General features: G+C 70.4%; 11 protein-coding genes, 2 tRNA genes and 3 pseudogenes. 6 read left to right on the forward strand and 10 right to left on the reverse strand.

Translation table 11 applies throughout. From position 1 onward, the window contains the following. Positions 1-109: 109 nt before the first annotated feature. A pseudogene (locus ACZ7L6_RS30145) lies at positions 110-196 on the forward strand (DUF397 domain-containing protein); the annotation flags it as partial. Here ACZ7L6_RS30145 and ACZ7L6_RS30150 read toward each other — a convergent pair. The 4 genes from ACZ7L6_RS30150 to ACZ7L6_RS30165 form a co-directional block, all read right to left on the reverse strand. Next, the gene (locus ACZ7L6_RS30150) at positions 187-594 is read right to left on the reverse strand and encodes an antibiotic biosynthesis monooxygenase family protein (protein ID WP_471929272.1); all 408 of its coding nucleotides are present in this window, start codon (positions 592-594) and stop codon (positions 187-189) included. The pseudogene ACZ7L6_RS30145 and the gene ACZ7L6_RS30150 overlap by 10 nt on opposite strands. A gap of 111 nt (positions 595-705) precedes the next feature. Next, positions 706-921 carry a bacteriocin immunity protein gene (locus tag ACZ7L6_RS30155; RefSeq protein WP_471929274.1) on the reverse strand — a complete coding sequence of 72 codons (216 nt, stop codon included), beginning with the start codon at positions 919-921 and terminating at the stop codon, positions 706-708. A 60-nt stretch (positions 922-981) separates the two neighbouring features. Beyond that, positions 982-1,860 carry a DUF2797 domain-containing protein gene (locus tag ACZ7L6_RS30160; protein WP_471929276.1) on the reverse strand — a complete coding sequence of 293 codons (879 nt, stop codon included), beginning with the start codon at positions 1,858-1,860 and terminating at the stop codon, positions 982-984. A 138-nt stretch (positions 1,861-1,998) separates the two neighbouring features. Beyond that, positions 1,999-2,373 carry an HGxxPAAW family protein gene (locus tag ACZ7L6_RS30165; RefSeq protein WP_471929278.1) on the reverse strand — a complete coding sequence of 125 codons (375 nt, stop codon included), beginning with the start codon at positions 2,371-2,373 and terminating at the stop codon, positions 1,999-2,001. Between the two features lie 116 nt (positions 2,374-2,489). Here ACZ7L6_RS30165 and ACZ7L6_RS30170 point away from each other — a divergent pair, with 116 nt between their 5' ends. The 3 genes from ACZ7L6_RS30170 to ACZ7L6_RS30180 all read left to right on the forward strand — a co-directional run bounded on the left by ACZ7L6_RS30170 (position 2,490) and on the right by ACZ7L6_RS30180 (position 4,347). Beyond that, positions 2,490-2,972, forward strand: coding sequence for a MarR family winged helix-turn-helix transcriptional regulator (locus tag ACZ7L6_RS30170; RefSeq protein WP_471929435.1), 483 nt, complete (start codon positions 2,490-2,492; stop codon positions 2,970-2,972). Positions 2,973-3,034: 62 nt separating this feature from the next. Continuing rightward, positions 3,035-3,418: a hypothetical protein gene (locus ACZ7L6_RS30175; protein WP_471929280.1), complete on the forward strand. Its 384-nt coding sequence runs from the start codon at positions 3,035-3,037 to the stop codon at positions 3,416-3,418. A gap of 293 nt (positions 3,419-3,711) precedes the next feature. Then, positions 3,712-4,347 carry a GtrA family protein gene (locus ACZ7L6_RS30180; protein ID WP_471929437.1) on the forward strand — a complete coding sequence of 212 codons (636 nt, stop codon included), beginning with the start codon at positions 3,712-3,714 and terminating at the stop codon, positions 4,345-4,347. A 29-nt stretch (positions 4,348-4,376) separates the two neighbouring features. Here the strand turns inward: ACZ7L6_RS30180 and ACZ7L6_RS30185 are convergent. The 3 genes and pseudogenes from ACZ7L6_RS30185 to rutA form a co-directional block, all read right to left on the reverse strand. Further along, positions 4,377-4,766, reverse strand: a pseudogene (locus ACZ7L6_RS30185) (NAD(P)H-dependent oxidoreductase); the annotation flags it as partial. Next, positions 4,763-5,455 (reverse strand): isochorismatase family protein, encoded by a 693-nt coding sequence (locus tag ACZ7L6_RS30190; protein ID WP_471929282.1) that lies wholly within the window; start codon positions 5,453-5,455, stop codon positions 4,763-4,765. The pseudogene ACZ7L6_RS30185 and the gene ACZ7L6_RS30190, both read right to left, overlap by 4 nt. A 38-nt stretch (positions 5,456-5,493) precedes the next feature. Beyond that, positions 5,494-6,561 (reverse strand): pyrimidine utilization protein A, encoded by a 1,068-nt coding sequence (gene rutA / locus ACZ7L6_RS30195; protein ID WP_471929284.1) that lies wholly within the window; start codon positions 6,559-6,561, stop codon positions 5,494-5,496. A gap of 189 nt (positions 6,562-6,750) precedes the next feature. On the opposite strand from rutA, the gene ACZ7L6_RS30200 reads away from it, so the two are divergent. Then, on the forward strand, positions 6,751-9,720 hold the full coding sequence (locus ACZ7L6_RS30200; protein WP_471929286.1) for a SpoIIE family protein phosphatase: 2,970 nt from the start codon (positions 6,751-6,753) through the stop codon (positions 9,718-9,720). Positions 9,721-9,784: 64 nt separating this feature from the next. Here the strand turns inward: ACZ7L6_RS30200 and ACZ7L6_RS30205 are convergent. The 3 genes and pseudogenes from ACZ7L6_RS30205 to ACZ7L6_RS30215 form a co-directional block, all read right to left on the reverse strand. Next, positions 9,785-10,334: pseudogene (locus tag ACZ7L6_RS30205) on the reverse strand (MOSC domain-containing protein). A 143-nt stretch (positions 10,335-10,477) separates the two neighbouring features. Next, positions 10,478-10,550 (reverse strand) — tRNA-Arg (locus tag ACZ7L6_RS30210). Between the two features lie 199 nt (positions 10,551-10,749). Beyond that, positions 10,750-10,840, reverse strand: a tRNA-Ser gene (locus ACZ7L6_RS30215). A gap of 170 nt (positions 10,841-11,010) precedes the next feature. Between ACZ7L6_RS30215 and ACZ7L6_RS30220 the strand changes: the two genes are divergently transcribed. Further along, complete coding sequence (locus tag ACZ7L6_RS30220; RefSeq protein WP_471929288.1) at positions 11,011-11,526, forward strand: SSI family serine proteinase inhibitor; 516 nt, start codon at positions 11,011-11,013, stop codon at positions 11,524-11,526. The last annotated feature ends 328 nt before the right edge of the window (positions 11,527-11,854 follow it).

The raw sequence follows: 11,854 nt of genomic DNA on the forward strand, positions 1-11,854 counted from the left end.
GGGTGGGGGGAACGGCTCCTGTGGGACGCCCCTGGTCAGGCAGCCGTGCTGCCGACCATGAGGAACTTGATGGCGATGCAGCTGCCGTCGATGCACCGTCGCCGTCCGAGACTCCAAGGACGCGGACGGACCGATCCTCCAGCTCACGCCGGGAACCTGGACGGCCTTCCTTCGCTCGGTCTCACATCACCGCTGAGCCCTCTCCGGCGAGGCCGCCTCGCAGGGCCCAACGGTCGGGGTGCTCCCTCGCTCGAACCCATTGCTGTGCTCGACCTTGGCGATGTGCAACGAGTAGCACTCGTACCAGTGCGCACGCCCCCGCGCCTTGGCCGCGCGGTGCTCCGCATCGTCGCGCCACTGCTCGATGCCGGCGAGGTCCCGGAAGTAGGCGACGGTGATCGAAAGACCGCCCGGGGAGCGCGCAGAGTCCTCGCCGAGGAACCCTGGAATCTTCTTGACCAGTTCACCCATGCGCTGGGCGGTCGCACCGTAACCGCCGTCACCCTCGGTGCGCACGGGGGTGAACACGACGGCGTAGTACGGAGGTTCATAGGCGGGAACGGGGACGACAGGTGCAATACGATGATCACTCATGTCACCCAGGGTCGGCTCCCGCCCCGTGCACCGTCCAGGTTCCTTGCCGAAAGGGATCCCGGAGGGATCCAACTCTTTACCTCCTCCGTCCCTTTTCTCAGGCAGCCGCCTCTACAGCTCAGTGCAGCGGTAGGCGAGAGCCCTGCCCACCACTGCTTCGGCGATCAGCTTGGGAGTGTTGTGGTAAATCAAGTCCGTAACACGCGGATGCAGGACGTTCGCCTTCAACTCCTCGACGAGGCGGTCTTCTTCCTCTTCGGGCAGGTCCGCGTCGATGAGTTGTTGAACCATGTGAATTAGTTCTTCACGCAACTTCTCAGGTACCACGTATCCCTCCTTCCCTGCCGGGTCCGCCAGTGGGCATGGCATTACCTGCGCAGCGGCGGGTCAGAACAGCCCCTCCTGCACACTCATCACCTGCTCTCTAAGCGCGCGCACCGGCACAGTCAGTTCGCAGTCCCCACCCGTCGGCACCAGTTCCCACCCCGTCATCAACCGCGTATCGACCACGACGACCCCGCCCCCCGCCTCCACATGCAGATCCGGCCCGGCAGCCGCCACCAACCGTCCGCTCACCACCCCGCCCGCGACGAGCTCGGTCACCTCACCCACAGCGGGCCGTAGATCCGTGAGCCCGAACACCACGGTGTGATCGACTGGTTGGCAGGGCTCGCGCTCAAGGGATTCCGGCCAGCCGGGGAGGGCCACGGCGCGGGCGTGCAGGTCTGTCACCTCGGCCGCTCGTTCCGCCGCTGACGTCGGGAGTGCGGAGCGCACCGCCCGCTTGTCGCCGTACGGAATCCGGTCCGGCACTCGCAAGGCCGCGCGCAGCAGTTCCTCGGTGCGGCGGGCCGCCATCAGTGGGCCGGCGCCCAGCCAGGTGAAGCAGACCGCGCCCTGTTCCAGCAGGCGTGCCGAGCCGCGCTCAACGGCGGTGATGCCGACCTTGGTCATGCCGGGGCCGAACCACGCCAGATATACGTGGTACGGCCGCGGGTCGTCCGCGATCGTGTCCGCGGCCACCGAGTGGGCGCGGTCCAGCCGCGCACACTCCTCGCACCGCGCTCCCGTGCTCCGCCCCGGCACGACCGCCCGCAGCGGACACGCATGCCCCCGCGCTCCCACGCATGTCCGCACTCCCCCTTCCGCGACCCCGAAGGCCACCCGCTTCCCCCAGGTCAGCGCTGAGCGCCGACCGCCGTCCCACGCCAGTGCGGGGCCGTCCGCCGACCACCGCAGCCCCGAGCATCTCCATGCCTGTGCCATCGCTCTTCGAGACTAGAGGCCACCACTGACAACGCCGGATCGGCGAGTTGGCGCCGCCGGTTCCGCGACCCACCTCAGCGAGCGATATAGAGACCGGCTTCAGCGACCGGCTTCAGCGACCGACTTCCATGACCGACCTCAGCGCCCGGCCTCAGCGGCAGCCGGCTCGGGCTCCCCGACCGCCACGGGCACCGCCTCGGACGCCACCGCGGCCGTACGCCGGCCCCGCCCCGCCAGCCGGCACCCCCAGCAGTCCGCGTGCCCGGCCCGTGCGGTCAGGTCACGTGCCCCCATCCGCCACTGACCGCGCGGACGTACGCCCGGCGGCTTGCCCCATCCGGCGAGGTGCAGGGCCCAGGTGACGAGGACACTCGCCGCCGTGATGCCGACTCCGCCGACGATCAGCGCCGCCGAGACCGTGCATATCCCCGCGCCCAGCACGGCGGAACCGATGGTCGCAATCGCGGTTCCGGTCCATCCTGCGACCGTATGCCCCTCGTCATACTGGCTCACGTGCCTGCCTCCCTTTCGTAGGGCAGCGGAATCACCCGCGTCGGAGGGATCGACATTCCCTCACGGCGTGAGAAGTTTAGAGCCTTAATCTCTCACAAGCTAAGGTAATGAGGAAGATGCGAGCCAAGCCGCGCCCCACCGCCACCCCGGCCCAGGCGCTGGAGGCGATGGACTCCCTCATCGCGGCCCACCTGCTCGGCCAGCAGGAGATGGCCCAGCGGCTGGGCCTGAACATCACCGACCTGCTCTGTTTCGCCTGCGTCCTGAAGGCCGGCGAGAACCTCCTCACGGCGGGCGAACTCGCCGAGCACGCGCACGTCACCACCGGCGCGATGACCGGCATCCTCAACCGCCTCGAACGCGCAGGCTTCATCACCCGCCGCCCCGACCCGAACGACCGCCGCCGCGTCCGCGTGGCCGCCGTCCCCTCCGCGGTCACCCGGGCCGAGGAGCTCTACGGCCCCTACTACGCCCGCCTGAACGACCTCTTCGCCTCCTACTCCGCCGACGAGATCGCCGTACTCACGGACTGGTTCACCCGCACGACCGGCCTCGCGCAGGCCTACATCGACGAACTGCGCGACCAGGACAAGGCCTGACGCCGGCCTGACCTCCGGCCCTGCCCACCGGCCTGATCCACGACTGGGAGATAGTGGGCCGCATGCTTCACGAGCCCGAGAACACCCTCTTCGTACGGGGCGAGACTCCCGTCCTCCTCCTGGCCGGTGCCTCCGTCCACGACGCCCTGCCGGCCCTCGACTCGTCCGACGGGCAGATGCCTCTGTGCGCGGGCTGGGGCGTCGTACCCAAACTCACCCTGTGCGTCGTGGACGGGCCGGGGGAGTACGGCCTCATGGTCCCCTCGCTCGCCGCGCCGGTCCTCGACGCTGCCGGGCCCGGTGACATGGGGGACTGGTGCGGGGACGCCGAGCGGGCGGGCGGCGCGGTCGTGCTGTCGGTCGATCGGATACCCGAAGCGCTCGACCTCGCCCAGCTTTTGGACTCCGGCACGTCCCGCGGCGGCTTCGTGACGCTCATGGGGTGACCCCAGTCGGCGCTGACCGGCCTGGGCGCCGGCCGAACTCGGCAATACCCGACCCCCCATGGTGGGGCCTCCCCACCATCGGTCCGGTAGATCACTCCATCGTTTTCGCGGGCGGACCACGGAATCGTTGGCCTCGGTTGATCCCGGCTGAAGCCGCCTCGAAACCGGCTGAAGTCCGACTGAGGCAGCGCTGAAGCCGCGCCGGGATGAGCTGTGTCCCTCAGAGGAACAGTCCGGCCCGGAAGGAAGCCGCCATGGAGTCGCAGCGCCCGTCGAAGCCGAGCCGCCCGCCGATGCCGAGCCTGTGGCAGTCGAGCCCGGCAAAGCCGACCCCCTCGAAGTCCGGCCCCTCGAAGCCCGCCCCCTCGAAGTCCGGGCCCTCAAAGCCCGGCCCCCTCTCCTCCTTCGCCCGGTTCGTAGCGTGCGGCGGCGGTGTCGGGCTCCTCGCCGGAGCCGCCGTGCCGCTGCTGGGCACGGCGATGCCCTGGGCGCTGGCGAACGCCCTGGTCACCGTCGCCTCCACCCTCCTGTGCACCGAACTGCACGCCCTGTTCACCTTCGGCACCGGCCGCCGCCCGGGGCTGCGCGAACACCTCCAGTCGGCGGGCTCGGCCACCGCCGCCTACCTCGTGACGACCGCCGCGATGCTCATGCTCCACGCGGTCCAGCCGTCCCCCACGCTGCTCCGCGAGCAGGCCGTCTACCTCACCGCCTCCGGGCTGGCCGGCATCGGCCGGTTCCTGGTCCTGCGGCTGTTCGTGTTCGCCGAGCGGAAGAAGGAGACTCACCCCCGCGGCGCACGCTCCATCCCCTCCGTTCCCTCAGCCCACTCCACCCTCTCCGCCCTCTCCACCGCCGACGCCGTCAACATCCTCAACACCGGCGCCCAGCGCCCCGCGTACTCCCCGATGGTCCCGTCCGTCGCATAGCTGCTGTCCCTCAGATACAGGCCCGGCGCCGCAGTGACCGCACCCAGCTCCACCAGAACCGGCTTGAGCAGCAGGTCGGGCGCGAGGGCGTGCGCCGGGCCCGCGCCCAGCATCAGCGGCACCGCGACCACGCCCCGCAGGCCCTCGCCGGTCGCGAACTGGTCCAGGAACAGCTTGAGGACTCCGGAGTACGTCGCCTTGAAGGTCGGACTGGCCACGACCACGAGGTCCGCCGCCGCGACGGCCCGTACGGCGTCGGACACCCGCTCGTCGCCCCAGCCGAGCAGTCCCGGACCCAGCGTGATCACGTCGACGACCGTGTCCGGCGGCTGGCCGACGAGCTCCGTCGCGAGTCTCGTGGCCGCGTCGAGAGTGCGTGAGGCGGGTTTCGGGTTCCCCGCAACCACCGCTGTCGTCACCGGCGTTCACCTCCCGGCCCGACTTCGGTCCGTACACGTGCGAGGTACTCCTCCGCACGCCCCATAGGCCACACCTCACCGATCTTGTGCCGGATGTCGAAGAGGTTCGCCGCGTGCACATCCGGATCCCGGTCGCCGACCGCCTCCTCCACGACGACCGGAACGAACCCGTGCTGCATCGCGTCGAGCGCGGTGGCGCGTACGCAACCGCTCGTGGAGAGGCCGCCGATGAGGAGCGTGTCGATTCCGCCGGCCGTGAGGCAGTCCGCGAGCGGCGTGCCGAAGAAGGCGCTCGGGTACTGCTTCGTGACCGTCAACTCGTCCGCGGCCGGGGCGAGTCCGTCGATGAAGTCGCCGTACGGGCTTCCCTCGGCGAACACCCGTAGCATCGGCACCTTGCGGAAGAAGACACCACCGTCGCTGCCGTCGGACCGGAACCGCACCCGCGTGACGACCACCGGAATCCGCGCGCGCCGTGCGGCCGCCAGCAGCGCCCTCATCGCGTCCACGGCCGGTTCGACCCCGGCGTACAGAGGGCAGTCGGGGTCCACGTAGGCGCGGGCGGGGTCCACCAGAAGCAGGGCGGGGGACGTGCCGGGGGCCAGCTGCCCGACCAGACCGGCACGCTCGTAGTCCTCCTCCCGCAAAGCCTCCTGCGAGAGGTCCCGCGAGGCCTCCCCCGGGACCACCCGCGAAGCCTCACGCGAGGCCGGCCGCCGTAACCCGCTCATCCCCGTCGGCACTTCATCAGCGGCTGGATGCGCGTGCCGAAGTTCTCGATGCCCTCCAGGAAGTCGTCGAAGACCAGCATGATCCCCTTGGTGCCGTGGACTTCGGCGACCTCGTCGAGCATCCGCGCCACGGTCTCGTACGACCCGACGAGCGTGCCCATGTTGAAGTTGACCGCGCCTTCGGGCAGCACGATGGTCCGGGCGGTCGAGGAGTCGTCGGCGGTGGTGTCCGAGGCAGACTCGCCCGCCATGTAGGCGAGGGCGGCGCGGTCGGCGTTGTCGTGGTAGTCGCGCCATTTGGCCTGGGCCGCCTCGTCGGTCTCGTCCGCGATGACCATGAAGAGGGAGAGGGCGCCGACGTCGCGGCCGGTCTCGCGCGCCGCGTCCATGAGGGTGGCCGTCGTGTCGGCGAAGGCGAGCGGGGTGTTGACGCCGCTGCCGAGGATGAAGTTGTAGTCGGCGTGCTCGGCGGCGAACCGCATGCCGGTGTTGCTCTGCCCGGCGGCAACGATGTCGATGTGCCCGTTCGCCGGGCGCGGCGACAGCACGCAGTCGTCCATCTCGTAGAACTCGCCCTTGAAGTTGCTGACGCCCTCGCGCCACAGCTCCTTCATCACGGTGACGTACTCGACAGCCCGGTCGTAGCGGTTGCCGAAGTGCTCGTCGCCGGGCCACAGGCCCATCTGGGAGTACTCGCCGGGCGCCCAGCCGGTGACGATGTTGACGCCGAAGCGGCCGGGGGCGATCGAGTCGACGGTGACGGCCATGCGGGCGACGATGGCAGGGGGCAGGACGAGGATGGGCGTGGAGGCGTACAGCTTGATCCGCTCGGTGACCGCGGCGAGCCCCGCCATCAGCGTGAAGGACTCCAGACAGTGGTCCCAGAACTCGGTCTCGCCACCGAACCCCTTGAGCTTGATCATCGACAGCGCGAAGTCGAGACCGTGCTCCTCGGCCTTCTGCACGATGGCCTTGTTCAGCTCGAAGGTGGGCATGTATTGAGGCGAACTCTTCGATATGAGCCAACCGTTGTTGCCGATGGGGATGAAGACGCCGATGTCCATGCCGCTCCTCAGCGGGTAGGGGGATACGGGGTGATGCCACGCCGTGGACTTCAACGCCGTACGCCGACTCGGCGTTCCAACTCGACTGTGAATACTGGTGGTTGACGTCCCGTCGAGCCGCCGGGGGAGGGGCGTAAGGATCTTGCGAAGCATCGGTTCGGTTGAGTCTGGAACGGTAAAGTCCGCGACATGAACGCTCGGCTGGCACTGCTCGGCACGGTGGCCCCCGGTGTCGCGGAGAGCGAGGTCTTCCGGCTGGCCCTGCAGCACGCGGTGGGCGAACTGGGCGCGCTCGGCGGCATGATCCATCTGCGGGGCCCGATGTCCGCGCTGCGCCTGGTGTCGACGGCCGGGCTCCCTCCCGCCCTCACTCGCAGCTGGGAGATCATCGACCAGGAGGGCCCGCCGGCCCCGGCCCGCGCGCTGCACGAGGGGAACGGCGTCTGGGTCCCGCTGAGCCCGGCCGGCGCGGTCGGCGCACCGGACGCCGCCTGGCCCGGCACCGGCCTGGCCGCGCTGCCGATGTACAGCAACAACCGCACCACCGGCGCACTCAGCGTCCTGATGGGCGACCAGGGCGAACCTTCCCGCGAACACTGGGAGTTCCTGCGTGCCGTCATCGCCTGGACCGAGGACCGCATGGTCCAGGCCCCGCCGCCGACCGGTCCCTCACGGCCCGACCGGCCGGAGCGCAACGGCGAGCGCCTGCGCCGGGCGCTGAAGGAGGTCAGCGTCGGCTCCTGGGACTGGAACATCCGCACCGGCGAACTGATCTGGGACGAGGCGGCCCTGGAGCTGTACGGCACCCGGCCGGAGGACTTCACCGGCAAGGTCGACGACTGGATGCGCTGCGTCCACCCCGACGACCTCGCGCCGACGCTGGCCGCGGCGGACCGCGCGATCCGCACCGGCGGCGTCTTCGAGGCCGAGTACCGGGTACGCAAACTCGACGGCACCTGGGGCTGGACCCAGGCCCGCGCCAGGGCGACGTACGACGAGGGCGGCGAGCCCCACCGGATGATCGGCGTGGGCTGGGAGAGCAACGAGCCCCGGTCCGCCCGGGACGCGCTCGGCCGGGCCCTGCGCCACATGAGCGACGGCTTCCTGGCGATGGACGACGACTGGCGGATCACCTTCGCCAACGTGGAGGCCGAGCGCACCCTGGGCTTCTCCGAGAAGGAGCTGTTCGGCCGTCTGCTGTGGGACCTGCCCGCCGCCGAGCAGGTGCCCGGCCTGGAGATCCGCTGCCGGCAGGCCGCCGCCGCGGAGAAGTCGGTCAGCTTCGACGTACGGCTGCCGAACGGCCGCCTGTGCCATCTCCGCCTCGTCCCCGGCCCCGACGGCCGGACGATCTACTTCACCGACGTCACCGAGAAGCGACGGCTGGAGGAGGAGCGCCGCTCCGCCGAGCGGGCGGCGTCCGAACGGGCCACGCGCATAGCAGAGTTGACGGCGGCGCTCGCCAAGGCGACGACCTCGAAGGACGTGGTCGACGCGGTCGCCCGCAGGGTGCTGCCGCCGTTCGAGGCGACCGGCCTGGTGGTGCAGACAGTGGAGGGCGACCGGCTGCACACCGTCGGCTCCGTCGGCTACCCGGACGACATTCTCGCCGTACTCGACGGCCGCGAGCGTACGCAGCCCAGCCCCCTGTGGGACGCGATACTGGCCGGCGCTCCGCTGTTCATGTCCTCCCGGCAGGAGTTCGCCGCCCGCTACCCCGAGATGGCCGACCTGCCCGCCCGAGCCGGCAAGCAGGCCTGGGCGCTCCTCCCCCTCACGGCCTCGGGCCACACCTTCGGCATCTGCGCGGTCACCTTCGACCACCCGCGCCGCCTCACCGACGAAGAGCGCACCCTCCTCACCGCGACCAGCGCCCTGGTCGCCCAGGCCCTGGAACGGGCCCGCCTCTTCGACGCCGAACACACCCGGTCCCGCGAACTCCAGCGCAGCCTGCTCCCCCGCGACCTGCCCGCCCTCCCCGCCTGCACGGCCGCGGCCCGCTACCTCCCGGCGGGCCAGGGCATGGACGTGGGCGGCGACTGGTACGACATCATCCCGCTCTCGGGCGGCCAGGTGGCCCTGGTCGTCGGCGACGTCATGGGCCACGGCCTCCCGGAGGCAGCCACCATGGGCCGCCTGCGCACGGCCGTCCACACCCTGGCCGACCTCGAACTGCCGCCCGACGAGATCATGAGCCACCTCAACGACATCGTCGGCGCCATGGGCGAGGAGTCGTACGTGACATGCCTGTACGCGTTGTACGACTCCACGACCCGCGTCTGCTCCATATCCAGGGCGGGCCACCCGCCCCCGGCCCTGTTGCACCCGGACGGCACGGTGACGTTCCCGCACCTGTCGGCCGACCCACCCCTGGGCGCGGCGGAACCCCCTTTCGAGACGACAGAGATCCCGGTCCCCGAGGGCAGTCTGCTGGTCCTCTACACCGACGGCCTGGTGGAGTCGTCGAAGCGCGAGATGGACGAGGGCATGGCCGCGCTCGCGGACGTCCTGCGCACCTCACACGCCGACGGCACGGCGGCCGACCTGGAGCACCTCTGCGAGCGGATCACCTCCACCCTGCTCCCCTCCCACCACCAGGCGGCCGACGACGCCGCCTTCCTCCTGGCCCGCCTCCACGCACTGCCCACCTCCCGCATCGCCTCCTGGCCCCTCCCCGACGACCCCAGAGCAGCGGGACAGGCCCGCGCCCTGATCCGCGACCAGCTCGCGGCCTGGGACCTCGACGCCCTGACCCCCACGACCGAGTTGCTGGCGAGCGAGCTCGTCGGGAACGTCATCCGGCATGCGAGGGGGCCTCTGCGTCTCCGTCTGCTTCATGGCGCCGACCTGATCTGCGAGGTCTTCGACGGCAGCCTGACGATGCCGCGCATACGCCGGGCGACGGAGACGGACGAGGGGGGCCGGGGACTTCAGCTGGTCACGGCACTGTCGCAGCGGTGGGGGACGCGGTACACACCGACGGGCAAGTGCATCTGGACGGAACAGGCCCTGCAGACGCCGGAGACGGTGCGGCAGGGGGCGGGGGCGGATGCGGAGTCGGCCGGCCCGCTGGAGCGGATGTTCCTGACCGTGGCCGGTCTGGGCGATGACTTCGACGGGAATCTGGACGCGCTGGCGTTCGGGGACCAGGAGTTGTGAGGGCGGGGTTGTAGGGGGCGGGGCTACAGGCGGGCGGGCAGGCAGGCGGGGTTGCGGGTACGGGTTACGGGCCGAGGTGCGTGTCCGGTCCGGCCGTACGCCTGTGAACCAGCTCCCTGATCTCCTCCGGCAGTGCCTCGGCGGCCGACAGGCGCGGGAGCAGGTCCGGTTCGAGTGTCATCGCACGAAAGCTGAGGGCGACCGTCACGTCGTGAGCGGGCCGGTGGACGATCTCGACCGGGTCACCGGCACGGATGTCACCGGGCTCGATCACCCGCAGATAGGCCCCCGGCACGGCGGCCCGCGTGAACTGCTTGATCCAGCCGTCCCGGTCCAGCCACCCCTGGAACGTCGCGCACGGGATCCGCGCGCACGACACCTCCAGCACCACGTCGGCCCCGACGCGCCAACGCTCCCCGATCAGCGCGCCGTTGACGCCGAGCCCCAGCGTCGTGAGGTTCTCCCCGAAGACACCGTTGGCCAGCGGCCGACCCAGCTCGGCCTCCCACCCGTCGAGGTCCTCACGGCTCCGGTGCCCTTGGGATGCCCGTCGCGCTGAGCTTCTTCCAGGCGTTGGGCCGAGGCTTGCCGACATTGACGGACAACAGCTTCATGCGGACGACGGTACGGTCCTGCCGCAGCCGGCGGCGACACGCTTTCCCCGACCCTCACCGCCGTACACCCTCGGAGATCTTCACCGCCGTACGCCCCCGGAAACGCCAGAGGCCCCGGATCTCTCCGGGGCCTCTGACCTATGTGCACTCGGCAGGATTCGAACCTGCAACCTTCTGATCCGTAGTCAGATGCTCTATCCGTTAAGCTACGAGTGCTTGTTCTGTTTTCCCTCCGCTCCCGGCCCTTCCGGCCCGCTCGCGGCGACAGGAAGAACATTACATGACCGGCGCCGCCATGTGAAATCCGTTTGCCATACCCCTTGTGACCTGCAGAAATGGCCCTGGGAGGCGGAACGCCAGGGGCCTGGAAACGACGAAGCCCCGGTCCAGTGGACCGGGGCTTCGTGATCGAGCGCGGAGGCGGAGGGATTTGAACCCTCGATGGGCTTTAAGGCCCAAACCGCATTAGCAGTGCGGCGCCATAGACCGGACTAGGCGACGCCTCCAGCACAGCCGCTCGCGCGAGCGCGATTGGTGCGTGCAGATGATGACACAGTCGAGCGGGGTGTCACCAATCGACGTCCACGGTACTAGGCAGGGAGGCCACAGGGCAAAGCCCTTCCCGGCGTGCTGCGCGCGGCGCAACGTCGGGGGGCCTGGCGGCGTTGGTCAGGTCATGTTGCAGGTCAATCGTTCCGCCTCGGCCGGGCGCCTGCGGCGGCTCCTCTTCGTCGCCGCCGGATCCCTCGTCGCCGTCGGCTCCACCTCCGTCGCGCCCGCCTCCGCGTCCGCCCAGGCCACGCCCCTCCCTTTCCCCCTGACGCTCCCGTCCAGCCACGGCCCCGGCCGCTCCGGCGACCACCTCACCATCACCGTCCGCGAGGCCGGCGACGCTGCGGACGGGACCTACGAGCTGTACTGCCACCCCGGCGGTGGCGACCACCCCGACGCCGCCGATGCCTGCGCCGCGCTCGATCGCGGCACCCGGTGGGGCAAGGACGCCTTCGCTCCCGTACCGGACGGCAGCTTCTGCACCATGCAGTACGGCGGGCCGGCCACCGCTCATGTCACCGGGACCTGGGCCGGGCGTCCCGTCGACGCCAGGTACGACCGCAGTGACGGGTGCCAGATCGGCCGGTGGGACCGGCTCGTGCCCGTTCTTCCCGATCTGCGGCCGCAGGGGCGGCCGTAGGCCGGAGGACGGCCGTGGCAGGAGGGGCGATCGAGGCTGGCGGGGCGGTCGTATGCCGGAGCGGTTGTCGTGTAGTGAGGTCCTGTGCCGGAGGGGCGGTCGTGGTGTGACCGGTCCCGGCCCCCCCGTCGCCCTCCCTCGCGGGAGCGTGAAGCAGGGGCTCCGGTACGTCGGCCGTACAGCTTTCGTACAGGCTTTCCAAGGGGGAAGCAGCGGCTCCGTAAATGTCCCGCGAAGGTCTCGCGAAGCCGGAAGGGTGCTGGAAGGAAGCGGGCAGGACCGCGGGCAGGACTTCCGCACAGGCGGTCATACGTTCTGGGTCACTTCG

The sequence above is a fragment of the Streptomyces sp. NPDC107522 genome, from assembly GCF_055657525.1.